Here is a 23775-nt window from a genome sequence, read left to right on the forward strand (position 1 = left end):
ACCGAACGGTTCGTGAATTCGCGCGGCCGGATCAGCGTCGCCGCAGGTAGGCGGCCGTCGCCGCGGCGACCACGGTGGCCACCTGCACCGCTTCCGAGAGCCGCACCGCCCGGCGCAGATCACGCACCCGGGGGATCGGACCGTCGCCGAGCGTCGGCCGCAGCTCGGTGCCGTGCCGATATTCGGTGCGGCCGCCGAGGGTTACGCCCAGCGCGCCCGCCATGGACGCCTCCGCCACACCGGCATTCGGGCTCGGATGCTTGGCCGCATCGCGCCGCCATGCCCGCCACGCATCGGCCGGGCGACCGCCGACGACCGGAGCCAGCGCGGTGGTGATGAGACCGCTGACGCGGGCGGGTGCGAGATTCGCGACATCGTCCGTGCGTGCCGCCGCCCAGCCGAAGTTGCGGTAGCGGTCATTGCGGTAGCCGACCATGGCGTCGAGAGTGTTGATGGCCCGATACGCCAGCAAGCCGGGAACGCCCGCCACCGCACCCCAGAACAGCGGCGCCACAGTCGCATCGGAGGTGTTCTCCGCAATGGATTCGAGTGCCGCCCGGGCCAGCCCGTCCGCGTCGAGCACCTCGGGATCCCGCCCGCACAGCGACGGCAGCAGTGCTCGCGCCCCACCGATATCGCCGGATTCGAGCCGATCCGCCATCTCCCGCCCGGTCCGTGCCAAGCTCGTCCCGCCCAGCACCGTCCAGGTCGCGGCAGCCGTGAGCACCGCCTCACCGAGCGCCCGTCCGATCACGGCTCGCCGCAATCCGATCCCCAGCCCCGAAACCGCACCGACCAGCACGATCTCGTGCACAACCCCCGCCACGCGGCTGTCCCGATAGGTGAGCCGTTCCACCTTCATTGCGGCCGAACCGAATCCGGCCACCGGATGCCCGCGCCGCGGATCCCCCAGCGCCCGGTCCAACCCGAACCCGAGCAGCAGTCCCGCCGCAGTGGCAATTCCCGTTCGCACCCGGCGAGGTTAGCGGAGGCGACGGGCCCGGCAGACTTCAGCCGCGGCGTGTAACCGGGCTCAGCGGCGGGTGCCGCCGTAGCGGTCGGCGAGGCGAGCTTCATTTGTCGTGGGTTTCGGTTTGGGGGCCGGGTCGTTGGGTTTCGCCGCGCGTGCGGCAGTGGTCGATTCGGGTGCGGCCGCACCGGTCGGCTCGGGGGTGTCGGTCGGCATGGCAGGGGTGGCGGGCTCGCCGGTGGTGGTCGGCTGGGCTGCGGCTTCGAACTTTTCGCGGCGGCGGGCGCGGATCTCGGCCCAGACGAAGTAGCCGAGGCCGAGGGGAGCCATGACGCCGAAGGCCAGCCACTGCAGGCCGTAGGAGAGGTAGGGGCCCGAGTCCAGCTGGGGGAGCGGGTCGGGGGTGAAGGCGCCCGGCTGGCCGGACTCGAGCTGGAGGTAGCCGCCCAGGCCGTCGGTGGGGATGGGGGTCAGGGGGATGCCGATGACCGTGGCTTCCTGCTGGGTGTCGGTCGTATAGACCTGGCGGTAGCCGTCTTCGGTGGTCGGCGGCTTCTTCTCGATCACGCCCTCGGAGGCGCGGATGCGGGCCGCCAGCTGCAGGGTGCCGGCGGGCGGAGCGGCGACGACCGGCGGATGGGTGCCGCCCTCGGCCGCCGCCACCTGGCCACGGTCCACCAGCAGGGTGCGGCCGTCGTCGAGGCGGAAGGCGGCCAGCACCGTGTAGGCGGGCTGGCCGTCGAGGTGGCGCAGCCGCACCAGCACGGTCGAATCCGGCACGTAGACGCCGTTCGCGGTGACCCGCCGCCACTCGGTGTTCTTGCCGCTGCCCGACAGCATGCCGGTGATGTCGACCGGGTCGGCGTGCACCGAATTCGCGATGCGGTCGTTGCGTTCGGAGGTGCGGGTGTTCTTGCCCAGCTGCCAGGGGGCCAGCACGGTGAAGCACAGGTAGGCGAAACCGGCGACCACCACGGCGAGAATCAGCCAGCTGGGCCGCAGCAGGAAGGTGAAGCGGCGCAGCAGCGCGGTTACCGATCTCATGCGACCTCACCCAACTGTTCGCGCACCCAGTCCAGCAGGCCCGGCACCGCCGCCTCGATCTGTTCGCGGACCAGCGCGAAATCGGACTGATCGCCGTAGTACGGATCCGGCACCGATCGCCCGTCCGCGTGCGGATCGAAACTCCGCAGCAGTCGCCGCTGATCCGACGGCACCCCCAGCCGGGCCAGCTCCCGCTCGTGCCCGGTGTCGAGCGCCACCAGCAGATCGGCCGCCCGATGATCCGGCCCGATCAGCGCGGCCCGATGCCCGATCGGATACCCGTGCGCCTCCAGCTCCCGATTCGTCCGGTAATCGGCTTCGTCCCCCACGTGCCAGCTGCCGGTCCCGGCGCTGCTCACCCGCACCCGATCCGCCAGCCCCGCACGTTCCAGGTGCGCGGCGAAAATCTTCTCGGCCATCGGGGACCGGCAGATATTGCCGGTGCAGATGAAGGTCACATGCAGCTCGCCCACGACAGCCATTCTGTCCGGTGCGCGTGGGAGGCGGCCACGTAGGGTGGACGGCTGTGCCGGACGACACGGAGTTTCCCGATTTCGACCATGCCAGGCTGCGGCACCACGGGGACGTGGATGCGCGGCCGGGCATGGTCGATTTCGCGGTGAACGTCCAGGGGAGCGCGCCGCCGGAATGGTTGCGTGAGCGGCTGGCGGGACGGCTGGGAGAGCTCGGGCGGTATCCGGGCGAGGCGGACGAGCGGGCGGCGCGCGCCGCGGTGGCCGCCCGGCACGGGCGGGCGATCGACGAGGTGCTGCTGCTGGCCGGGGTGGCCGAAGGGTTCGCCATGCTGCCGCGGCTGGGGTCGCGGCTCGCGGCGGTGATCCATCCCTCGTTCACCGAACCGGAGCTGGCGCTGCGGGAGGCGGGGGTATCGGTCGCACGGGTGATGCTCGCGCCGCCGTACACCCTCGACGGCGCCGTGGTGCCGGAGGACGCGGATCTGGTGGTGGTGGGCAATCCCACCAATCCGACCTCGGTGCTGCATCCGGCGGATAGTATCCACGCGCTGCGGCGGACGGGCCGCATCGTGGTGGTGGACGAGGCATTCGCCGACGCGGTGCCGGGGGAGCCGGAATCGCTTGCCGGAGAGAGCTATCCGGATGTGCTCGTATTCCGGAGCCTCACCAAGACCTGGGCGCTGGCCGGGCTGCGCTGCGGCTATGCGCTCGGTGCGCCGCCGGTGCTGGCGCGGCTGAATCACGGGCGCCCGCACTGGCCGCTGGGCACTCTGCAGCTGGAAGCCATTGCGGCGGTGAGCGAACCGGCCGCGGTGGCCGAGGCGCAGCGCCGGGCCGAGACCGTCGCGGCCGACCGGGCCGCCATGATTCCGCGGTTGCGGGAACTCGGCGTGGAGGTTCACGAGCCCGCGCACGGGCCGTTTCTGCTGCTCCGGGTGCCGGATGCGGAATTGTTGCGAAAGAAGCTCGCGGACAAGGGAATCGCGGTGCGCCGGGGTGATACGTTCCCGGGGCTGGCGGGGCCTTCGGCAAACGGGGGTTTCCTGCGAGTCGCGGTGCGGCCCGCCGCCGAGGTGGATCGGCTGGTCGCGGCCATTCGTGACGTGGGTCTGTGAGCAGGACGCAGTGGGTTTGCGAGTGAGGCGCAGGATGGTGAGCGAACAGGAGGTTCGGTTGTGGTGACGACGGTGCGGCTGGCGGATCTCATGGCGGCGCTGGATGCGGCATACCCGCCCGGGCTGGCCGAATCCTGGGATTCGGTGGGGCTGGTGGCCGGTGATCCGGACGAGCCGGTGTCGCGCGTGCTGTTCGCGGTCGACGCCACCGGCGCGGTCGTGGACGAGGCGATCGAATGGGGTGCACAGGCGCTGGTCGTGCACCATCCGCTGCTGCTGCGCGGCGTGGACACCGTCGCGGCCAGTACACCGAAAGGCGCGCTGCTGCACCGGCTCATCCGCTCCGGATGCGCGCTGTTCACCGCCCACACCAATGCCGACTCCGCCGACCCGGGGGTCTCGGACGCGCTGGCGCACGCCATCGGGCTGACCGTGACCGGTCCGCTGGATCCGAAACCCTGGACCGCCCTGGACAAGTGGGTGGTGGCGGTGCCCGTCACGCACCGCGACGAAGTGCTCGACGCCCTGTTCGCCGCGGGCGCGGGCAGCAGCGGGACCTACTCCGACGCCGCGTGGACGGTCGCCGGCACCGGACAGTTCCGGCCCCTCGACGGCGCGAATCCGGCCCTGGGCGCCGTCGGTGAGCTGCACGAGGTCACCGAGGACCGCCTCGAGGTGGTCGCCCCGCCGTCCCGTCGTGCCGCCATGCTCGCCGCCCTCCGGGCCGCGCATCCGTACGAGGAACCCTTCTATCACGTGACCGAGCGCGCCGCGCTGCCCTCCGGCCTGGGCATCGGCCGCGTCGGCGAGCTACCCGCCCCGGAAACCCTGCGCGAGTTCACCGCTCGCGTCCGCGCCGGCCTGCCCGCCACCACCTGGGGTGTGCGCGCCGCGGGGGACCCGGACCGCGTCATCCGCACCGTCGCGGTGTGCGGCGGCGCGGGAGATTCGTTCCTGGGCAAGGTTTCTCGCCTCGGCGTCGATGCCTACGTGACCTCCGACCTGCGCCACCACCCGGCCGACGAGCACCTGCGCGCGGGCGGCCCGGCCCTGATCGACGCCGCCCACTGGGCCACCGAGTTCCCCTGGTGCGCGCAGGCGGAAGGTGTGGTGCGCGCCGCGCTGCCCGGCCTCGAGACCCGCGTCTCGACGCTGCGCACCGACCCGTGGACCCTCGGCGCGGCCGGCTGCTGATCAGGCACTTTCGGGTTCGCGGCCGTCTCGATTCTGGACTGACGGAGCGGGGGAGCGAAGCGGAGGAGCGGAAGAGGGAAGAATCGAGACATCGGGGCCGCGAACCAGCCCGGAGCGGAGCGTAGGGCAAATTAGACACGGTACGGTGGGAGTCTTACTCGTCCATAGCGTTCAGGAGACCTTTGCGTTGAATGCCGAACCATCGATCCAGGCCAAGCTGCTCGACCTCGCCGCTGTCGACGCCGAGCTGACGCGGATCGAGCATCGCCGCAAGGTGCTGCCCGAGCAGCAGGAGGTGGCGCGGCTGGAAGGGGAGCGCACCACCCGCAAGGACGCGGCGGTGAAGGTCGAGATTCTCATAGATGACCTGGACCGCGACATCCGCAAGCTGGAGGGCGAGATCGAGGCCGTCCGCAAGCGCGAGGACCGCGACCGCGGCATGCTCACCGCCGGGTCGGTCGGGGCCAAGCAGCTCTCCGAACTGCAGCACGAACTGGGCAGCCTGGAACGCCGCCGCACGGTCCTCGAGGACGACCTCATCGAGGTGATGGAGCGCCGCGAGGCCGCCGCCGCCGACCACGACCACGCCGGCGCCAACCTGGACCAGGCCGAGGCCGACCTGGTCGACGCCGAGCGCCGCCGCGACGACGCGGTCGCCGACCTGGACGTCGCCCAGCAGCGCTGCGACTCCGACCGCGCCGCCCTCGTCAACTCCTTCCCCGTCGAGCTGCTCACCGTCTACGACAAGCAGCGCACCACCTACGGCGTCGGCGCCGCCCTGCTCCAGGCCCGCCGCTGCGGCGCCTGCCGCATCGAACTCGACCGCGGCGAGATCTCCCGCATCTCCCAGACCGCCCCCGACGTGGTGGTCCGCTGCCCCGAATGCGGCGCGATCCTGGTGCGCACCAAGCAGTCCGGCCTGTGACAACCCGCCGCGCGCCGCTGATCCGCGCGCGCGGCGATGCCGGAATGCCTCGACGGCATTCCGCCGACCTGATGTGATGAGCTCGATCGGCGACCGCAAGGATTCATGGTGCGGCAGTTCGTCGAGGTCGGCGGCCGCAACCGGCGCGGGTGCGGCAGCTGGCACCGGCTGAGCCGGGCCCGCCGTGGACGAGTGGCCGCGGGTAGCACGCGGCGAGCGGGATGACGGACGACATGAAGGGTGAGAAGCGTTGGTGGACTTGGTGATCGTCGAGGCCGACGGCGGTTCGCGTGGGAATCCCGGGCCTGCCGGTTACGGCGCGGTGGTGTGGGATGCCGAGCGGGTGCAGGTATTGGCCGAGCGCAAGGAGTTCCTCGGGGTCACCACCAACAATGTCGCCGAATATCGCGGGCTGATAGCGGGTTTGGAAGCCGCGGCGGAACTCGGCGCGCGTGAGGTTTCCGTGCGGATGGACTCCAAGCTGGTCGTGGAGCAGATGTCCGGGCGGTGGAAGGTCAAGCACGAGGCCATGATTCCGCTGGCCGATCGGGCGCGGCGGCTGGTCGCCGGGTTCGATCGGGTGAGCTTCACCTGGATTCCGCGCAAGGAGAACTCGCACGCCGACCGCCTGGCCAACGAGGCCATGGATGACGCCGATACGGTCGCCGAAGTCCGCACCGCGCTGGCGAACGATCGGGCCGCCGGTCCCACGTCGGTCGAAAGCGGTTCGGCGGTAGGGGAGATCGCCGCGGCGGTCGCGGGCGGTGTCGTCGAAGTGCCGGAAACCGCGGGGTCTGCCGCGGGGAGCACTGCGCACTCGCCCGGATGGACCGGCGCCGTGGGACGGCCGACGCGGCTGCTGCTGCTCCGGCACGGGCAGACGGAACTCTCTGTGCAGCGGCGGTATTCGGGGCGGGGGAATCCGCCGCTGACCGAGCTCGGGCAGGAGCAGGCGGCCAACGCGGCAGCCATGCTGGCGCGCAAGGGCGGGATCGAGGCGATCGTGTGCTCCCCGCTGGGGCGGGCCAAGGAGACCGCCGAAGCGGCGGGCCGGGCGCTCGGGCTGCCGGTGCGGGTGCTGGACGGGTTGACCGAGACGGATTTCGGTGCGTGGGAAGGGATGACCTTCCCGGAGGCCCGCGAGCGGGATCCGGAGCTGCACGGCCGCTGGCTGGGGGATCCGTCGATTCCGGCGCCCGGCGGCGAGAGCTTCGACCAGGTGCGGGAGCGGGTCGAGGCGGTGCGGCGGGATCTGGTGGCGCTGTATCCGGGCGCGAATGTGCTTGTGGTCAGCCATGTCACGCCGATCAAGACACTGCTGCAGCTGGCGCTCGGGGTGGGGCCCTCACTGCTGTACCGGCTGCACCTGGATCTGGCGTCGCTGTCCATCGCCGAGTTCTATCCGGATGGCGGTTCCTCGGTGCGCCTGGTCAACGACACCTCGTACCTCTGAACCCCTGGGCCCCACCGGGGTTCAGGGACGCAGCGTGGCCATCAGGAACTCGGTCTGGTCGTAGACGGCCTTCTCGAACCAGTCGTCGAAGTAGATCTCGAAATGCCCGATGGGGTAACGCTTCACGGTGGCGTGCTTGGTGCGCTCCGCGGCCTTGAGTGTCGGGCCGGCCGGGGCCACCGAGTCGTTGTCGCAGATCGCATACAGCACCGGCGCTTTGATGTCCTTGACGTGCCGGATCGGATTGTCGAACAGCGTCGACAGGGCGACGCGGGCCGCCACCTTCGGCCGGTACTGCCCGCTCTCCTCCGCCAGACGGCCGAAACCGGCGGGCACGTCGGCGGCGCTCATCAGCGCCGCGGAATGCTTCTTGCCCGCCAGCCGGGCATTGATCGGGCGCCGGATGATCGGTCCCACAACCTGATCCGTGACCGCCAGCGTGCCGGTCTTGATCAGGCTGATCGGCCCCTTCGCCAGTGCCGAGGACCGGCCGCTGGTGAACGGGCACTGCGCCACCACGGCCGCGATGTAGTGATCGTCGGGCGCTACCGCCAGCACGTGACCGCCACCGAATGAACTGCCCCACAGTGCGATTCGCGTGGCGTCGATCCCCCGGACGGTGCGCGCGAAGGCGATGGCCGCATGCCAGTCCGCGCGCTGCCGGGCGATACTGATCATCTGTCGGGGCTCACCGCCGCTGGCCCCGAAATGCCGATAGTCGAAGGCCAGGGCCGCGATTCCCGCCGACGCGAACCGCCGGGCATACCGGTCCAACCCCATTTCCCGGTCCGCCCCCAGCCCGTGACCCATGACCACCAGCGGGCGCGGTTTGGGCGGTCCATCCGGGAGATACAGCCATGCGGCGCACTGCTCGCCACCCGAAGGGAACCCCACCTCCACACGCTCCATGGGGCCCTACCGTACCCTGGTGGCCGCGGACGAGTCGGTCGGGCGGCCGCGGCGAAGGGAACGGGCACGCATGTGCCGCCGCCCTTCGCCGAGGAAAGTCCGGACTCCGGAGAGCAGGGCGGTTGTTAACGGCAACCCGGGGCAACCCGCGGGACAGTGCCACAGAAAACAGACCGCCGGTGGGCCGCACTTCGCGAGAAGTGCACCGCCGGTAAGGGTGAAACGGTGCGGTAAGAGCGCACCAGCGCGCCGGGTGACCGGCGCGGCTAGGTAAACCCCGCCCGGAGCAAGGTCGAAGGCCGCACTCGCGAGAGTGCGGCTGCGCAGGTGTTCGAGGGCTGCTCGCCCGAGCCTGCGGGTGGACCGCTCGAGGCACCCGGCAACGGTGTGTCCAGATGGATGGTCGCCACCCGGTGGGAAACCGCCGGGGACAGGATCCGGCTTACAGACCGACTCGTCCGCCCGTATTTTTGGCCTCCGCTCCGCTCCGGCGGGTTCGCGGCCCTGCAAGCTCGATTCTTCCCTCCTCCGCTCCTCCGCTTCGCTCCCCCGCTCCAAGGCGGAGGTCTATCAAGCCGCAGTCCAGAATCGAGCCGGGCCGCGAACCTTGGGTGGCTCATGGGGTGAGTTTTTGCGTCGCGTGGGCGATCTTCCGGTGCGATGATGGAGGCACGCCATCGGATTTCCGGTGGAGCGGAAATAGTTTCGCGGAGCGAACAATGGATGTTCTGTATCTGTTGGTGGGGTGGCTCGCCGCCTTTGCGGTGATTGCCGGTATCGGGCTCGCGGCCGGGGTGCGGGTGGTCGCGCAGTACGAAAAGGGGGTGGTATTTCGGCTGGGGCGGGTGCGCGAGGTACGGGAGCCGGGATTACGGCTGCTGATTCCGGGCGTGGACAAGATGCAGAAGATCTCCATGCAGGTGATCACCATGCCGGTGCCCGCGCAGGAGGGAATCACGCGGGACAATGTGACCGTCCGGGTGGACGCGGTCGTGTACTTCCGGGTCATCGATCCCAGGCGTGCCCTCGTCGAGGTGCAGGACTACCTGTTCGCCGTCGCCCAGGTGGCGCAGACCTCGCTGCGGTCGATCATCGGCAAGAGCGAGCTCGACGATCTGCTGTCGAATCGGGAGCAGCTCAACAAGGGACTGGAGCTCATGATCGACAGCCCGGCCATCAACTGGGGCGTGCACATCGATCGCGTCGAGATCAAGGACGTCGCGCTCCCGGATGCGTTGAAGCGCTCCATGTCTCGCCAGGCCGAGGCCGAACGTGAACGCCGTGCCCGCATCATCTCCGCGGAGGGCGAGCTCCAGGCGTCGCACAAGCTCGCCGCGGCCGCCGCCAATATGTCGAAGGCCCCGGCCGCTCTGCAGCTGCGTTTCCTGGAGACTGTGGTTCAGGTTGCGGCGGAAAAGAATTCGACGCTGGTGCTCCCATTCCCGGTGGAGTTGCTGCGATTCCTCGAGCGCAGCGGACGGCCGCCGGCGGCGGCAATGCCCGAACCCGAGGAGGCGACGCCGGCCGCCGAGCAGCCGGCCCTGGGCCCCGCGGCCGTCGGTGAGCTGATGGCGGCGCTGGCCCAGCCCGGTATCCGGGAGGCGCTGGCTGCGCTGGATCGGCCTGGTGCGCCGCTGGAAGAGCCCGATGCACAGGAAAACACGAACGCGGCCGGCGAACTCGGCGGCGGCAAGGAGTCGGCGTAGCGCGGGCACCGGGTCCGGGCGCGACCGGCGGTAAGAAGATGAGGAAGTAAGTCATGTCGGGTCTGATTCAGCCGGCGGCCATCGTGGTGCTGTTCGGTATCGCATACGGATTCAAACTCTTCAGCGCCAAGTTCCCGGACGGTCTGCGCGGAAGGTAGACCCCGCGACCACGGGCGGAGAAATGGCCGGACGGGAGGGCGGCGTGAGCGACGCCGCTCTCCCGTTCGCGTACGCGGATCGACGGCTTGGATGAGAATTGCGACGCGCCACACGGCGTGTAGCGGCGCGGCTCGGCGTGTCGAGCGGGTTATCTGCTCCGAACTGGCACCGAACGTGATCGACGTCATAAAGTGTTGCGCGTTGGAAAGTTCCCGTTGCGGTCCGCAACGGGGCGAAGGGCTCAACAAAAGTCGGAAAGCAGGTCTCGTCTACATGCGAATTGCTCGCAAACTGGCAGTCGGTGCGCTTCTCGCTGCCGCCGCTACCGCTGTGCTGGGTGCCGGTTCCGCCTCGGCGGCCACCGTGACCCCGCTGCCGGGTGGGGTGCAGGTCGATCTCACCCCCGCGGACACGGTGTGGGTGGCGCAGACCCACATCGGGCAGGCGATCGCGGGCCTGCCGCATCCCTCGGCCGCGTCCTTCGGGGAGGCTCTGGACTCGGCGGCCGCGATGTCGTCCCAGTACCCGGATGGTCGCGTGGTGTTCACCGTGTACGGTCCGTTCAACGAGCTGAACGGCACCATGCTGGCCCTGCAGTAGGGACAGTCTCCGCAGTGGAACTGCATCAGCGGATCGTGTCGGCGCCGGTGGACTTCGGCGTCGTCCGAGCTGAGTTCGGATTGGCCTCGGACTACCCGTCCGGGGCCGTCTCGGAGGCCCGCGACGCGGTGGACGCGTTCGCGGGTGCCCGGGTCGATCGGCGGGAGATTCCGCTGGTCACCATTGATCCCCCCGGCGCCATGGATCTGGATCAGGCGCTGTATCTGGAGCGCACCCCGGCCGGCGGATTCCTGCTCTACTACGCCATCGCCGATGTGGCCGCGATGGTCGTTCCCGGCGGGCAACTGGCCCGCGTATCCCTGGCCCGCGGCCAGACCTTCTACTTTCCCGACGGCACCGTCCCGCTGCACCCGCCGGTGCTGTCCGAGGGCCGTGCCAGCCTGCTGCCCGGCGTGGACCGCCCGGTCGCGCTGTGGACCATCGAATGCGACGCGCACGCCGAGCCCGTGCGCTACACGGTGACGCGCGCCCTGGTGCGCTCCCGCGTCCGCCTCGACTATCAGGGTGTGCAGGCCGATGCCGACGCCGGCCGCCTGCACCCCTCCCTCGCGGCGCTGCCCGAGTTCGGCCGCCTGCGCATCGACGCCGGAATCGAGCGCGGCGCGATCACCCTGCGGCTGCCCGCGCAGATCGTGGTGCGCGACGGCGAGCAAACCGGAATCGACCATTGGCAGCTCGCCGTCGAACCGCGCACCGCCGTCGACGATTGGAACGAACAGGTCTCCCTGCTGGCCGGCATGTGCGCGGCCCGAATCATGCTCGATGGCTATCAATCGAACGGGTCCGGCAACCCCGATCACGTGGGTTTGCTGCGCACCATGCCACCGCCCGCCCCGGCCGCCATCGAGTCGATGCGCCACACCGCCGCCGCGGTCGGGGTGTCCTGGCCGCGGGACGAGTCCGCGGGCCGCATGCTGGCCACACTCGACTGCAATACTCCCGCCGCCCTCGTGCTCATGTCCGAGGCCACCGGCCTGCTGCGCGGCGCGTCCTACACCATCCTGAACGGCCAGGCCCCGGAAGCCCTGCAGCACAGCGCGATCGGCGCACCCTACGCCCACGTGACCGCCCCCCTGCGCCGCCTGGGCGACCGCTACGCCACCGAGATCTGCCTGGCCCACTGCGCGAAAACCGAAGTCCCGCACTGGGTCCGCGACGACCTCACCGCCGTCGCCGACACCATGCGCCGCACCGACGCCATGGCCGGCAAGGTCGAACGCGCCTGCGTAGACCTCACCGAGGCCACCGTCCTGTCTCCCCGCCTCGGCACCGACTTCGACGCCGTGGTCCTCCGCGAAGCCAACGGCACCCGCCCCGCCGAGATCTTCATCGCCGACCCGCCCGTCCTCGCCAAGTGCACCGGCACACCCCCGGAAGGCGGGACGGTGCGAGTGCGACTCGCCGAGGCCGACCCCACGACCCGCACGGTCATGTTCGGCTACCCTGCCGGACCAGCGCCTTCGATGCCATACTCGAACACATGACCGTCGAACCGTTTCCGCAGTGGTTGCGCCCGCCGCCGGGCGGATTCGTCGCTGAGGATCTGGACCGCTTGCCCGACCTGCCGCCGCACACCGAGCTGATCGACGGGAGTCTCGTTTTCGTGAGCCCGCAAGCCCAATTTCACGCGCTGGCCGTCAGCATGCTCGAAATGGCGTTGCGGCGCGTTGCACCCGCCACGGTCCGGATCCGGCGTGAGATGACGGTGACGTTGGATCACAATCAACGGCCGGAACCAGATGTGATCGCCGTGCGTGCCGATCGTGCCGGTGGCCCTGAACTGACGACATACCAAGCCGACGATGTCCTGCTGGCCGTCGAAGTCGTCTCGCCGGAGTCGCGGTCGCGGGATCGCGAGCGCAAGCCCCAGCTGTACTCGAAGGCCGGGATATCGCATTTCTGGCGCGTCGAAAATGTCGACGGGCGCCCGGTGGTGTACGTCTATGAGCTCGATCCGGCCACAAGTGCGTACGCGCTCACCGGAATTCATCACGATCGGCTTCAGCTGACCGTGCCGTTCGAGATCGACATCGATCTCACCGAGATCGACCATCTCTGACCGTGCCTCGACCTGAGGTATGAGGCGGTAACCAACGGCGGGGTGTGGCCGCGGTCAGGCCGGGGTCAGGGGTGGGGTGTCGGTGCGGCGGGCTCGGCGGGTGGCTATGGAGGTGAAAGTTTCTCGGTCGGCCAGGAATCCCTCGAGGGCGAAGGTTGCTGCGCCGAGGCTGGACGGGTTGTGGGGGAGGGTGTCGAGTTCGAGGGTGACTGCTGCGAAGGGGTCGGACATGGCGTGGTGGGCGGCGGCGCGGCGGGTTGCTTCCAGTAGTGGGGTGCCGAGCTGGCGGGCGACCAGGTCGCCGAAGACCATGCGGCGGGGGTTGAAGAGGTTGACCAGGTTGGCTATGGCCACGCCCAGGTAGTGGCCGGTCTTTTCGATTACGGCGTGGGCGGTTTCGTCGCCGCGGGCGGCGGCTGTGGCCACGGCCGCGACGGTGGTGGCGGCGTTGTCGGCGAGAAGGTCACTCGCGGAATCGATTTCGCGGAGGGTCGCGGCGATTCCGGGGGCGCTCACATAGGCTTCGACGCAGCCGTTGCGGCCGCAGGTGCAGGATCGGCCATCGAGGACCAGGTTGGTGTGGCCCCATTCGCCGGCGCTGTTGGTGACGCCGCGGTAGAGCATGCCGTCGATGACGACGCCGATGCCGACACCCGCACGGAGGGTGACGACGATGAGGTCGTCGACATCGCGGCCGGCGCCGAACCAGAGTTGCGCCGCGGTACTGGCTTTGAGCGGATTGTCCAGGTAGAGGGGATAGGGTAGCCGCTGTTCGAGCAGGGTTTTGAGGGGGACGTCGTGCCAGTGCCAGTACGGTGAGAACACCGACTTCCCGGTCTCGGGTTCGACCAGGCCGGGCACGCTCAGACCGATGCCGAGCACCTTGTCGGCATCGCCGGCGATGACCTCGTCGATGCCCTGCACGATGAGCTCCACAATGTCGTCCGGCGTGGTCGCGGCGGGATCGACGGGGAGCTCGCTCGACCGCAGCACCGACATCGCGAGGTCGAAAACGTCCACGTGGATGCTGGTTTCGGCGATATCGACGCCGATCAGCCTGCCGCGGTCGGGATTGATGGCGAGCTGGGCGCGCGGCCGGCCGATTCCCGCTGCCTCGTAGCCGAGTTCGGCGAGCACCCCCACCTCGAGCAGTTCGGCGATCATATTGCCGATCGTCGCGAACGACAGCCCGGTGGCTCGCGCGATCTCCTGCCGGCTGGTGTGCCCCGCCGCGGCGTACACCGCCTGCAGCACGCAGAACCTGTTGCGGCGCCTGATATCCCGCGCGGTCAACTGGTACACGGTCTCGCCCGCTCCTTTCGCTGCTGCCCGCGAAGATGCCCGAGCTGTGCGCGAGACTACTTCTGCCAACAGTATTTACAACAGTTATCCGAAGTCCTACTGTAACCGGCATCACTACCGATGCCTACTGTGTGGCAGATCACCTAGGAGTGCTCATGTCCTGGACCCACCGACGCCGATGGACCAGCGCGCTGGTCTGCGGAGCCGCTCTGGCCATGGCCGCGACCGCCTGCTCGTCGGGCAAGGATTCCGGCTCGAACGACGCAGGCCCGCAGCACACTTCGGGCGCGATCAACCTCGTCTACGCCCAGAAGCAAGGCGACCAGGAGTACTTCATCGGCGAGGCCGACGGCGCCAAGGCCAAGGCCAAGGAACTCGGCGTCGACCTGAAGGTGGTCAACCTCGGCAATGACGCCAACAAGGCGGTCACCGAGGTGCAGAACGCGGTGAACCAGAAGGCCAATGGCGTCATCGTGGTCGTCCCGGATCCCTCGGTCGGCCCGCAGGTCGCGCAGCTGGCCAAGTCGGGCGGCGTCGCCCTGCTCACCTCCGACGATCAGGTCTGCACCAATGGCCCGGATCCGGCCTCCTGCACCAAGGACAATCTGGTCCCGCGCGTCGGATTCAGTGGCACGCAAATGGGAACCGAGGTCGGCACCCGCGCGGGCGAGGACTTCAAGAAGGCGGGCTGGAAGGCGGAGGACACCGCGATCGTCGACGCCTGGAAGCAGGACGTGACGGTCTGCACCGATCGGGTGAAGGCGAATCAGAAGGCCTTCAAGGATGCTTCGGGCACCGACGTCAAGGTGATCGAGGTCGGCACCGACAACACGCCGTCGGACGCGCAGAACAAGATCTCCGCCACCGTCGCGGGCAACCGGTCGGTCAAGAACTGGATCGTCATGGGCTGCAACGACGAGAACGTCAGCGGCGGTGTCGCCGCCATCCAGAACGCGGGCTACTCCGCCGACAATGTGCTCGGCGTCGGCCTCGGCGCGTATCTGGCCTGCAAGGAATGGCGCGGCGGCAAGCCCACCGGTTTCAAGGCGGCCCTGTTCATCAATGGCAAGGACGTCGGCGCGCTGGCCGTGCAGACCATGTACGACTACCTGAAGAACGGAAAGTCCATGCCCGCCGAGGCCTTCGCCCCGACCAAGATGGTGGACGCCACCAACTGGCAGCAGGCAGGCGTCACGTGCAGCTGACGGGACTGCGGGTCTCCGGGCTCACCAAGGGCTTCGCGGGCGTGCCCGCGCTGCGCGAGGTGAGCCTGGACTTCCCGGCCGGAATGGTGACCGCGCTGATGGGGGAGAACGGCGCGGGGAAATCCACGCTCATCAAGATCCTCGGCGGTGACCATCGTCCCGACAGCGGCACTCTCGAACTCGACGGTGTGCCAATGGAATTGGCGAGTCCCGCGGCAGCGCGCGCCGCGGGCATCCGGGTGATCGGCCAGGAACCGGAGATCGTGCCGCATGTCTCGGTCGCCGAGAACGTCTATCTCGGCGCGCTGCCGCGCCGCGCGGGCCGGCTGCTGGATCGCGCGGCACTGCGGGCCCGCGTGCGCGCCGATCTCGGCCGGCTCGGCTTCGACCGGGATCTGGATCCGGATACCCTCGGATCGAAACTGACCGCGGCGCAACGGCAGCTGGTGGAGATCATGCGGGCGCTGACCACCGACGCCAAGGTCATCGCCTTCGACGAACCGACCTCCTCGTTGTCCGATCACGAGACCGAATCACTGTTCGCGCTGATCGGCCGCCTGCGCGACCGCGGCCTCGCGGTGATCTACGTATCGCACCGGATGCGGGAGATCTTCCAGCTGGCCGACCGGGTGGCGGTGCTGCGGGACGGCGCGCTGGTCGGCGTGCGCGACACCGCCGACACCGACGATCAGGAGATCGTGCGGATGATGGTCGGCCGCGATCTGTCGACGGTGTTCGCGCGCAAGCATTCCGAACTCGGGCGGGTGCTGCTCGAGGTGGACCATGTGACCACCGACGATGTGCGTGACGTGAGCCTGCGGGTGCGCGCGGGTGAGGTGGTGGCGCTGGCCGGGCTGGTCGGCGCGGGTCGCTCCGAGCTGGCGGGCGCGCTGGCCGGGGACCTCCCGATCCGGTCCGGGGAGGTGCGGATCGATGGCACCCGGGTGCGGCTGCGCCAGCCGCGCGACGCGGTGCGGGCCGGCATGGGATACGCGCCCGAGGAACGCAAGGCGCAGGCACTGCTGCTGCATCGCGGTGTGCGCGACAATATTTCGCTCGCCATGCTGGATCGCCTGCGGCACTGGCGTTTCGTGCGCCGCGGTGCGGAACGCGCGCTGGCTCTCCGGTACGTCGAGTCACTGCGGGTCCGGACGCCCTCGATCGAGCAGGAGGTGCGCAAGCTCTCCGGCGGCAATCAGCAGAAGGTGGTGCTGGCGCGCTGGCTGGCCCGCAAACCCAGCGTGCTCATCCTGGACGAACCCACGCGCGGCGTCGATGTGGGCGCGAAGATCGAGATCTACCACATCATCGAGGAACTGGCCGAGTCCGGTGTAGCGGTGCTGGTCATCTCCTCGGAACTCCCCGAAGTCCTCGGCCTCGCCGACCGCATCGTCGTCATGCAGCAGGGCCGCGTCACCGGCGAACTGGACCGCGCCGACGCCAGCGAGGAGGCCATCCTCGCCCTGGCTATGGCTGACGACCTGACCGCGCAGCGACCTTAGGAAATCATGACCGATCAACGAATCGACATGAATACGGAGACAGCGGTTTCCGCGCCGACACCCGTATTCGCCCGCTACCTCGGCGGTTTGACCGCTCTCACCCCGCGCCGGGTGATCAGGTTCATCGGCACCGGCAATCTCAGCCTGATCGGCGCGCTGGTCGTGGTCGTGGCGATCTTCGCCTGGCTCAACGACGGCTACCTGGATCCGCGCAATATCGCCGGAATCGGTGACGCGGTCACGGTTTTCGGGCTGCTCGCCGTCGTGCAGACCGTGGTGATCATCTGCGGCGCCCTGGACATCTCGGTCGGCTCTCAGGCGGGTGTCGCCTCGGTCGTCAGCGCCATGGCCTTCACCTCGGCAGGGAGCAACGCCTTCGCCGGGATCCTCGCCGCGATCGGTGTCGGACTGGTGCTGGGTCTGGCGAACGGCATCATCATCGTCTACGGCCGGGTCAACCCCGTGATCGCGACGTTGGCCACGCTGGCCGCGTACAAGGGTCTGGCCCAGTTGATTTCGGGCGGCAAGGCGCAGGGTTTCGTCCTCGACAACGATGTGTTCATCTTCCTGGCACGCGGCAAGATCCTCGGGCTGCCGGTGCCGGTGATCGTCCTCGGCCTGGTCGCGCTGGGCGTGCACGTGCTGCTGAAATACACCGACATCGGACGCAATATCTACGCTATCGGCGGAAACGACACGGCCGCACGACTTTCCGGCATCAACATCAACAAGTACCTCATCGCGGTGTACATGCTGGCGGGCGTGGTCGCGGCCATCGCGGGCATCATCCTGACCGCCCGCACCGGATCCGGCCAGCCGGTCTCCGGTAGCGAGGGCCTCGAACTCAAGGCGATCACCGCGGCGGCGCTGGGCGGCTGCGCCCTCAAGGGCGGCAAGGGCACGGTCGGCGGCACGCTGCTCGCCGTCATCCTGCTCGGCGCGCTGGACAACGGGCTGAACGTGGTGGGCGTCAATACCTTCTGGCAGAACGTCGCCCAGGGCTCGCTGCTGGTCGCGGCCGTGGTGATCCAACAGCGGCGCAGCGGCGAACGCGCCGTCGGACTGCCCACATAGCGGGACGGAGCTCACCGTGAACATTCTCAGGGCACACGTGTGCGCACCGCCGCCCGGCCGACTGTGTGAAGGGCCCGTCTGGGACCCGCGCACCGGGGAACTGCTGTGGGTGGACATCCGCGGCGGCCACATCCACCGCGCCACCCTGACCACCGACACTCCCGACCTCGTTCTCTCCGCAACGATCAGCCTCGGCCCACCGGTCAGCGCGGTGCTGCCGTGCACCTCCGGAGGGCTGCTGGCGGCGGTGGGAGACACCATCTTCCGCGTCGCCCAGCCGCTCGGCACGGTCGTCACCCTGCCGCTGCCGGACGACGGGATACGCCGTCGCCTGAACGATGCCAAGGTCGATCCGCGCGGCCGACTGCTCGCGGGCACCATGGCCGAATCCGACGACGGGGTGGGCAGCGCCGGCCTCTATCGCCTCGACTCGGACGGCACTCTGGTCACCCTCCGCACGGGCGTGACCATCTCCAACGGCCTCGGCTGGAGCCCCGACGGCCGCACCCTCTACTACGCGGACAGTCCCACCCACCGCGTGGACGTCTTCGACTACGACCTCGACACCGGAACCCTCAGCGGGGGCAGGCCATTCGCGCACTTCCCCGACGGCGAACCGGACGGCCTGACTGTGGATGCCGAGGGCAACGTCTGGATCGCGGTCTGGGGCGCGGGCCAAGTCCGCGCCTTCGACCCCTCCGGCAAGCTCCACACCACAGTCGAAGTCGGCCCCTCCCAAGTCTCGAGCTGCGCCTTCGCCGGACCCGACCTGGACGTTCTGGTGATAACCACCGCGGCTGAGGGTGGAGCCGCACGAGAACCCGGCGCGGGCCGGCTGTTCGCCTGTGTCCCCGGAGTGATCGGCCTGCCTTCGACGCCGTTTGCAGACGAGAGCCTGGTCTCCGCCGATGGTCGATGACACACCGCGTGCGGATCCGGCATCCGTCGACCCGTTGCATCCGGAGATTCCGGTCATCGCGATACTGCGTGCGCCGGCCGCCGACAGGTTCGCCGAGGTGACCGCCGCGCTGCACGAATCCGGTATCACCGCAGTGGAATTCACGCTGACGTCCGCCGGAGCGTTGGAAGCTGTCCGTGAATGCGCGGGGCTCGCGCATCCGATCGGAGTCGGCACCGTGCTCACCGCGAAGGATGCGGCGCTCGCGGTCGAGGCGGGGGCTGCGTACCTGATCACCCCGGCGGTGATCGAGGAAGTGATCGTCGAGGGCCGCCGGCTCGGCGTGCCGGTGATCTCGGGTGCGTTCACGCCCACCGAGATTCATCGGGCCTGGACGGCGGGAAGCTCCATGGTCAAGGTGTTTCCGGCCGCCGTCGGCGGACCGGGATACATCAAAGCTGTTCGTGCGCCGTTGCCCGATATCCCGCTGGTGCCCACCGGTGGGATCGGGCTCGGTGCGGTCCGCGCGTACCTGGATGCGGGGGCCGCGGCACTGGGGATCGGATCGCCGCTCATCGGGGACGCCTGTACCGGTGGCGATCTCGACGCGCTGCGGGAGCGCGTGCTCCTCGTTCGGGACCAGCTGTCATGAGGGGCGGACTGGTAACGCTCGGGGAGGCGCTCGGCGTGGTGGCGGCGACCGACCCCGGTCCGCTGGCCCCCGGCGCGGCCATGCGGCTGGAGTTCGCCGGGGCGGAGGCCACCGTCGCCATCGGCGTGCGGCGGCTGGGGCACGAGAGCGCCTGGATCGGCAGCGTCGGCGCGGACACTGTGGGCCGGATGATCCTGGAACGGTTGCGGGCCGAGCAGGTCGACGTGTCACACTGCCGCATCGATCCGGAACTACCCACCGCGCTGATGCTGCGCGAACGCCGCACGGCCGACCGGACCCGGGTCACCTACTACCGGCGCGGGCTGGCGGGTTCCCACTTGTCGGTGGACGAGGTCGACACCGCCCGGATCGCCGGTGCGGGCGTCCTGCACATCACAGGAATCACTCCCGCCCTCAGTGATTCGGCGCGTGCCGCGGTGGATTCGGCCGTCGACATCGCGGTCGATGCGGGCGTGCCGGTGTCCCTGGATGTCAACTATCGCCGTGCGCTGTGGACGCCCGCCCGGGCCGCCACGGAGCTGGCCGGGCTGGTATCGCGGGCCGACCTCCTCTTCGCTGGACTGGACGAGGCGGCCCTGCTCGTCCCGTTGAGCGGACGAACCACGTCGCCGCCGGGCCCGGAGGTGGCCTCGAAAGACCTGATGTCCACGGCCGAATCGCTTGCGGCCCACGGCCCCTCGGAGATCGTGCTCAAGCTCGGGGCCGACGGGGCGGTGGCCTGGGCCGGCGGGGCGTTTCTCCGCGAGGGTGCGGTGCCGGTGACCGCGGTCGATCCCATCGGTGCCGGGGACGCGTTCGTCGCCGGGTATCTGGCCGGGCTGCTGGACGGCGGATCTGTGTCGGAGCGTTTGCGATTGGCGTCCCTCTGCGGCGCGTTCGCGGTGTCGGTGCCGGGGGATTGGGCGGGGCTGCCCTATCGGGACGAGCTCGGGCTGCTCGATGGGGCCGATATTCAGCGATGAGAACGAAGGGGAAGAGCATGTGTCGTCTGACGGACCGGGTCGCGGTCGTCACCGGGGCGGCCTCGGGGATCGGGGCGGCCACGGCGCGGCGGCTGGCGGCCGAGGGAGCGGCGGTCGTCGTCGCCGATATCGATCAGGTCGGTGGGCGTGAGGTGGCGGAGAAGATTCGGGCAATGGGGGCGCAAGCCGAATTCCAGTGGTGCGATGTGACGCTCGAGGAGTCGTGGGACGCGTTGCGGGCGCGGGTGAACGATCGGTTCGGGCCCCTGGATTTCCTGTGCAGCAATGCTTCTCGGCAGGCGATCGTGCCGGCGCACGAATTGAGCAGGCGGCAGTGGGACGACGGGCTCGCGGTCAATCTGACGCCGCTGTTCCTGGGCGTGCGGGCATTCATCGACGACCTGCGTGCCCGGCGCGGCAATGTGGTCGCGGTGTCCAGCGTGCACGCCCAGTTCGGGCTGCCGGGATATCCGGTCTATGCCGCGGCCAAGGGCGGGCTGACCGCCCTGGTGCGGCAGCTGGCGGTCGAGTACGGGCAGGACCGGGTGCGGGTGAATGCCGTGCTGCCCGGACCCATCCTGACGCCCGTGTGGGACGACGTGGATGCCGAGGGGCGCGAATTGTCCGCTCGGGCAACGGCGCTGGACCGGCTTGGTGCGCCGGAGGAGGTGGCGGCCGCGGTCGCCTTCCTCGCCTCCGACGACGCCTCCTTCATCACCGGCGCGAACCTGGTCGTCGACGGTGGCTGGAGCGTGCGAAAGGAATCCCGGTGAAGATCACCGCACTCACCACCTACCTGGTCGCGCCGCGCTGGTGCTTCCTGCGCATCGACACCGACGAAGGCATCACCGGCTGGGGCGAGCCCGTGATCGAGGGCCGCGCGCACACCGTGGCCGCCGCTGTCGAAGAACTGTCCGATTACCTCGTCGGCAAGGACCCGATGAGCATCGAGGCACATTGGCAGACCCTCACCAAGGGTGGCTTCTACCGCGGCGGACCCATCCTGTCGAGCGCGGTCGCGGGCATCGACCAGGCCCTGTGGGACATCACCGGCAAGGCGCTCGGCGTACCGGTGTGGCAGCTGCTCGGCGGTGCGGTGCGCGACCGGATCCGCGTCTACAGCTGGATCGGCGGCGATCGCCCCGGCGATGTCGCGGCCACCGCGCTGGAGCGAAAGGCCCAGGGCTTCACCGCGATCAAGATGAACGCCTCGGCCGAACTGGAGCCGATCGACACGCCCCGCGCGACCCTGGACATCGTCGACCGGGTGGCCGCCGTGCGGGAGGCGACCGGCGACGACTTCGATATCGCCGTCGACTTCCACGGCCGCCTGTCCGTCGCCATGGCACGGCGCGTACTGCCCCTGTTGGAGCCGTACCTGCCGTTCTTCGTCGAGGAACCGCTGGTGCCGGAGGCCGGTGACCGCCTCGGCGAGATCACCAGCGGCACCAGCATTCCCATCGCGACCGGCGAGCGGCTGTACTCGCGGTGGGACTTCCTCCCGGTGCTGGATCGCGGTGTGGCAGTGGTGCAGCCGGACCTGTCCCACGCGGGCGGCATCTCCGAGGTCCGGCGCATCGCCGCAGTGGCGGAGGCCCGCGATGTCGCCCTGGCCCCGCACTGCCCGCTCGGTCCGATCGCCCTGGCCGCCTGCCTGCAGGTCGGCTTCGCCACCCCGAATCTGCTCATCCAGGAGCAGAGCCTGGGCATCCACTACAACACGGGCTCAGACCTGCTCGACTATCTCATCGACCCAACGGTTTTCGACTACCGCGACGGCTACGTCGGCCTGCCGCGCGAACCCGGCCTCGGCCTCCGCATCGATGAGCGTGCCGTCGCCCGCGCCGCCGAGACCGGGCACCGCTGGCGCAATCCGATCTGGCACCGCAGGGACGGTTCGCTCGCCGAATGGTGAATCACCGCTGCGGCGTGAGCATTCGGAATTGATCGGTCGGATGCTGCGTGGCCGCTTTGTCCTCGCGTTCCCTCGCCATTTCGACGCGGTAGCCGACGATCACGGTGCCCACCAGGGCCGCCGAGATAATGCCCTCCGCGATGAAGAACGATGTGAAATCGATGATCGATCCGATCGGTGCGCCGCCCGGTACCGCATTGCGCAATGGCACCAGCGCGAAAAGCAGTGCGCCCATCATGGATACGGCCGGAAACATCAGACCGCGCTTACCGGCCAGGACGTAATAGCAGGCGATGGCCGCGGCCAGGGCCAGACCCAGCATGAGGATCATGATGAACAGGGCGAAGGTCAGTGACGGGACGGACCGGCTGGCGTGCAAGCCGAGATCGATGCCGTCGTCGGCGCCCGATTCCGGGTGCTCGCTCACCGCGAACAGCGTGTCCCCGCTGGCCACGGTAGCGGCGGTGGGCAGGCGCCGGTCGCCGCTGAACACATCGAAGGCCAGCACCGCGTCGTAGGTGTCGAACGGGTAGTCGGTGAGTGTGCCCTCCACCACGACCTTCACCTCGGCCGCGGAGATCGGTTCGCCCGCCTTGATTTTGATCGGATCGGCCTTGAGCGCCGAGGTGTAGATGAGGGTGTCGGCGGCGAAATTGCCGTTCTTGTCCGCCAGTGCGCCACGCGGGGTCGCCAGTACCTCGACGGTCGTGGTCTGGGTGACCGGGTCGATCTTGGCGACCCAGATGCCCAGGTCCACCCGATCCCTGACCGCCGTATTGCCGAAGGGATGCGAGGCCTCCGCCCGCGTCCGGCCCACCTCGTAGGTGGACAGCGCGAGCACCAGGCCCACGATGAGTGCCGCCGCGATCGCGACCAGCCACAGCGGGCCGCGGCGTTTCTGCTGAATTCCGTGTTGCACGCGGCGAACCTATCGGCGCGCACATCAACGATCGATCAGGAAGACATCAATTCCCGAGCGGCGCCCGCGGCCGTGATCGATTACTGATCGGTGCTTGATTTCGCACGTGCTGTATTGAGTCCCATGGCTTTTCCATACCCGAACGCGAATTCCCCCGAGGCCGCCCAGCAGCGCAGTCTGGGCTATTTCATCTTCCTCAGCCGCTGGCTGCAGCTACCCCTGTACCTGGGTCTGATCGTGGCGCAGGCCGCGTACGTGTGGCAGTTCCTGCGCGAGCTGTGGGATCTGGTGCACGGGCTGTTCGCCGACGGCAATGTCGAGACCAGCATCATGCTGTCGGTGCTCGGGCTGATCGACGTGGTCATGATCTCCAACCTGCTGATCATGGTGATTGTCGGCGGCTACGAGACCTTCGTGTCGCGCCTGCGCATCGACGGGCATCCGGATCAGCCGGAGTGGCTGGCACAGGTGAACGCCAATGTGCTGAAAGTGAAGCTGGCCATGTCCATTGTCGGCATCTCCTCGATCCACCTGCTGAAGACGTTCATCTCCATCACCACCGACACCGACCCGGGCGCGCACAGTGCGCGCTACCTGTGGCCGGTGCTCATCCACCTGGCGTTCGTGGTTTCGGCGGTGCTGCTGGCCTGGATCGACCGCATCATGCCGCACGGCGCCCACCGGGACCACCACG

Annotated in this window: 23 protein-coding genes and 1 other RNA gene; 18 read left to right on the forward strand and 6 right to left on the reverse strand. The window is 69.2% G+C overall.

Features of this window, described 5'->3' with window-relative positions:
* Positions 1-31 precede the first annotated feature (31 nt).
* Genes ACFXN1_RS15195 through ACFXN1_RS15205 form a run of 3 tightly spaced genes read right to left on the reverse strand, consistent with a single transcriptional unit; the run spans position 32 to position 2496 of the window.
* Positions 32-973, reverse strand: a complete 942-nt coding sequence (locus ACFXN1_RS15195) for a cobalamin biosynthesis protein (protein WP_379439668.1) — start codon at positions 971-973, stop codon at positions 32-34.
* A 60-nt stretch (positions 974-1033) separates the two neighbouring features.
* On the reverse strand, positions 1034-1993 hold the full coding sequence (locus ACFXN1_RS15200) for an SURF1 family cytochrome oxidase biogenesis protein (protein ID WP_379439724.1): 960 nt from the start codon (positions 1991-1993) through the stop codon (positions 1034-1036).
* Between the two features lie 17 nt (positions 1994-2010).
* Entirely contained in the window at positions 2011-2496 is a 486-nt protein-coding gene (locus ACFXN1_RS15205; protein ID WP_379439667.1) for a low molecular weight protein-tyrosine-phosphatase, read from the reverse strand.
* A gap of 44 nt (positions 2497-2540) precedes the next feature.
* Here ACFXN1_RS15205 and cobC point away from each other — a divergent pair, with 44 nt between their 5' ends.
* From cobC to ACFXN1_RS15225, 4 genes are all read left to right on the forward strand, one after another.
* The gene (gene cobC, locus ACFXN1_RS15210) at positions 2541-3605 is read left to right on the forward strand and encodes an Rv2231c family pyridoxal phosphate-dependent protein CobC (RefSeq protein WP_379439665.1); all 1065 of its coding nucleotides are present in this window, start codon (positions 2541-2543) and stop codon (positions 3603-3605) included.
* A 63-nt stretch (positions 3606-3668) separates the two neighbouring features.
* Complete coding sequence (locus tag ACFXN1_RS15215) at positions 3669-4799, forward strand: Nif3-like dinuclear metal center hexameric protein (RefSeq protein WP_379439723.1); 1131 nt, start codon at positions 3669-3671, stop codon at positions 4797-4799.
* Between the two features lie 187 nt (positions 4800-4986).
* Positions 4987-5724: a zinc ribbon domain-containing protein gene (locus ACFXN1_RS15220; protein WP_379439664.1), complete on the forward strand. Its 738-nt coding sequence runs from the start codon at positions 4987-4989 to the stop codon at positions 5722-5724.
* A 253-nt stretch (positions 5725-5977) separates the two neighbouring features.
* Entirely contained in the window at positions 5978-7177 is a 1200-nt protein-coding gene (locus ACFXN1_RS15225) for a bifunctional RNase H/acid phosphatase (RefSeq protein ID WP_379439662.1), read from the forward strand.
* Positions 7178-7198: 21 nt separating this feature from the next.
* Here the strand turns inward: ACFXN1_RS15225 and ACFXN1_RS15230 are convergent, their stop codons facing one another.
* Complete coding sequence (locus tag ACFXN1_RS15230) at positions 7199-8086, reverse strand: alpha/beta hydrolase (RefSeq protein WP_379399865.1); 888 nt, start codon at positions 8084-8086, stop codon at positions 7199-7201.
* 30 nt (positions 8087-8116) lie between these two features.
* On the opposite strand from ACFXN1_RS15230, the gene rnpB reads away from it, so the two are divergent.
* From rnpB to ACFXN1_RS15255, 5 genes are all read left to right on the forward strand, one after another.
* Positions 8117-8547: RNase P RNA component class A (gene rnpB / locus ACFXN1_RS15235), an RNA gene on the forward strand.
* A 258-nt stretch (positions 8548-8805) separates the two neighbouring features.
* Entirely contained in the window at positions 8806-9792 is a 987-nt protein-coding gene (locus ACFXN1_RS15240) for an SPFH domain-containing protein (RefSeq protein WP_379440386.1), read from the forward strand.
* A gap of 432 nt (positions 9793-10224) precedes the next feature.
* Positions 10225-10551: a hypothetical protein gene (locus ACFXN1_RS15245; RefSeq protein ID WP_354838327.1), complete on the forward strand. Its 327-nt coding sequence runs from the start codon at positions 10225-10227 to the stop codon at positions 10549-10551.
* 14 nt (positions 10552-10565) lie between these two features.
* Positions 10566-12056, forward strand: coding sequence for an RNB domain-containing ribonuclease (locus tag ACFXN1_RS15250; RefSeq protein WP_379440385.1), 1491 nt, complete (start codon positions 10566-10568; stop codon positions 12054-12056).
* Entirely contained in the window at positions 12053-12631 is a 579-nt protein-coding gene (locus ACFXN1_RS15255) for a Uma2 family endonuclease (protein ID WP_379440384.1), read from the forward strand. The genes ACFXN1_RS15250 and ACFXN1_RS15255 overlap by 4 nt, the downstream gene beginning before the upstream one ends.
* A gap of 54 nt (positions 12632-12685) precedes the next feature.
* Here the strand turns inward: ACFXN1_RS15255 and ACFXN1_RS15260 are convergent, their stop codons facing one another.
* Positions 12686-13933, reverse strand: a complete 1248-nt coding sequence (locus ACFXN1_RS15260) for an ROK family protein (protein ID WP_379440383.1) — start codon at positions 13931-13933, stop codon at positions 12686-12688.
* Between the two features lie 155 nt (positions 13934-14088).
* Here ACFXN1_RS15260 and ACFXN1_RS15265 point away from each other — a divergent pair, with 155 nt between their 5' ends.
* From ACFXN1_RS15265 to dgoD, 8 genes are read left to right on the forward strand one after another with little or no spacing between them, the layout of a single operon-like run.
* Positions 14089-15138 (forward strand): substrate-binding domain-containing protein, encoded by a 1050-nt coding sequence (locus ACFXN1_RS15265; RefSeq protein WP_379440382.1) that lies wholly within the window; start codon positions 14089-14091, stop codon positions 15136-15138.
* Complete coding sequence (locus tag ACFXN1_RS15270; RefSeq protein ID WP_379440381.1) at positions 15129-16640, forward strand: sugar ABC transporter ATP-binding protein; 1512 nt, start codon at positions 15129-15131, stop codon at positions 16638-16640. The genes ACFXN1_RS15265 and ACFXN1_RS15270 overlap by 10 nt, the downstream gene beginning before the upstream one ends.
* A gap of 6 nt (positions 16641-16646) precedes the next feature.
* Positions 16647-17714, forward strand: coding sequence for an ABC transporter permease (locus tag ACFXN1_RS15275; RefSeq protein ID WP_379378350.1), 1068 nt, complete (start codon positions 16647-16649; stop codon positions 17712-17714).
* Positions 17715-17730: 16 nt separating this feature from the next.
* Positions 17731-18633 (forward strand): SMP-30/gluconolactonase/LRE family protein, encoded by a 903-nt coding sequence (locus tag ACFXN1_RS15280; protein WP_379440380.1) that lies wholly within the window; start codon positions 17731-17733, stop codon positions 18631-18633.
* Positions 18623-19264 carry a bifunctional 4-hydroxy-2-oxoglutarate aldolase/2-dehydro-3-deoxy-phosphogluconate aldolase gene (locus ACFXN1_RS15285; RefSeq protein WP_379440379.1) on the forward strand — a complete coding sequence of 214 codons (642 nt, stop codon included), beginning with the start codon at positions 18623-18625 and terminating at the stop codon, positions 19262-19264. The genes ACFXN1_RS15280 and ACFXN1_RS15285 overlap by 11 nt, the downstream gene beginning before the upstream one ends.
* Positions 19261-20247 (forward strand): sugar kinase, encoded by a 987-nt coding sequence (locus ACFXN1_RS15290; protein ID WP_379440378.1) that lies wholly within the window; start codon positions 19261-19263, stop codon positions 20245-20247. Before ACFXN1_RS15285 ends, ACFXN1_RS15290 begins: the two co-directional genes overlap by 4 nt.
* A 17-nt stretch (positions 20248-20264) precedes the next feature.
* Entirely contained in the window at positions 20265-21020 is a 756-nt protein-coding gene (locus tag ACFXN1_RS15295) for an SDR family NAD(P)-dependent oxidoreductase (RefSeq protein ID WP_379440377.1), read from the forward strand.
* Complete coding sequence (gene dgoD, locus ACFXN1_RS15300; protein WP_379440376.1) at positions 21017-22162, forward strand: galactonate dehydratase; 1146 nt, start codon at positions 21017-21019, stop codon at positions 22160-22162. The genes ACFXN1_RS15295 and dgoD overlap by 4 nt, the downstream gene beginning before the upstream one ends.
* Before the next feature lies 1 nt (position 22163).
* Here dgoD and ACFXN1_RS15305 read toward each other — a convergent pair whose 3' ends face one another.
* Positions 22164-23081, reverse strand: a complete 918-nt coding sequence (locus ACFXN1_RS15305) for a DUF4436 family protein (RefSeq protein ID WP_379440374.1) — start codon at positions 23079-23081, stop codon at positions 22164-22166.
* Positions 23082-23204: 123 nt separating this feature from the next.
* On the opposite strand from ACFXN1_RS15305, the gene ACFXN1_RS15310 reads away from it, so the two are divergent.
* The coding region (locus tag ACFXN1_RS15310) for a TIGR00645 family protein (protein WP_379463600.1) at positions 23205-23775 on the forward strand (571 nt) is incomplete at its 3' end.

The sequence above is a fragment of the Nocardia sp. NPDC059154 genome (assembly GCF_042755705.1).
GTDB lineage: Bacteria > Actinomycetota > Actinomycetes > Mycobacteriales > Mycobacteriaceae > Nocardia.

Excerpts from the sequence above, each read along its gene's own strand:
- ACFXN1_RS15205 (WP_379439667.1), bottom strand. The coding sequence starts at position 2,496 with ATGGCTGTCGTGGGCGAGCTGCATGTGACCTTCATCTGCACCGGCAAT.
- ACFXN1_RS15230 (WP_379399865.1), bottom strand. The coding sequence starts at position 8,086 with ATGGAGCGTGTGGAGGTGGGGTTCCCTTCGGGTGGCGAGCAGTGCGCC.
- ACFXN1_RS15240 (WP_379440386.1), top strand. The coding sequence starts at position 8,806 with ATGGATGTTCTGTATCTGTTGGTGGGGTGGCTCGCCGCCTTTGCGGTG.
- ACFXN1_RS15245 (WP_354838327.1), top strand. The coding sequence starts at position 10,225 with ATGCGAATTGCTCGCAAACTGGCAGTCGGTGCGCTTCTCGCTGCCGCC.
- ACFXN1_RS15255 (WP_379440384.1), top strand. The coding sequence starts at position 12,053 with ATGACCGTCGAACCGTTTCCGCAGTGGTTGCGCCCGCCGCCGGGCGGA.
- ACFXN1_RS15265 (WP_379440382.1), top strand. The coding sequence starts at position 14,089 with ATGTCCTGGACCCACCGACGCCGATGGACCAGCGCGCTGGTCTGCGGA.
- ACFXN1_RS15275 (WP_379378350.1), top strand. The coding sequence starts at position 16,647 with ATGACCGATCAACGAATCGACATGAATACGGAGACAGCGGTTTCCGCG.
- ACFXN1_RS15285 (WP_379440379.1), top strand. The coding sequence starts at position 18,623 with ATGGTCGATGACACACCGCGTGCGGATCCGGCATCCGTCGACCCGTTG.
- ACFXN1_RS15290 (WP_379440378.1), top strand. The coding sequence starts at position 19,261 with ATGAGGGGCGGACTGGTAACGCTCGGGGAGGCGCTCGGCGTGGTGGCG.
- ACFXN1_RS15295 (WP_379440377.1), top strand. The coding sequence starts at position 20,265 with ATGTGTCGTCTGACGGACCGGGTCGCGGTCGTCACCGGGGCGGCCTCG.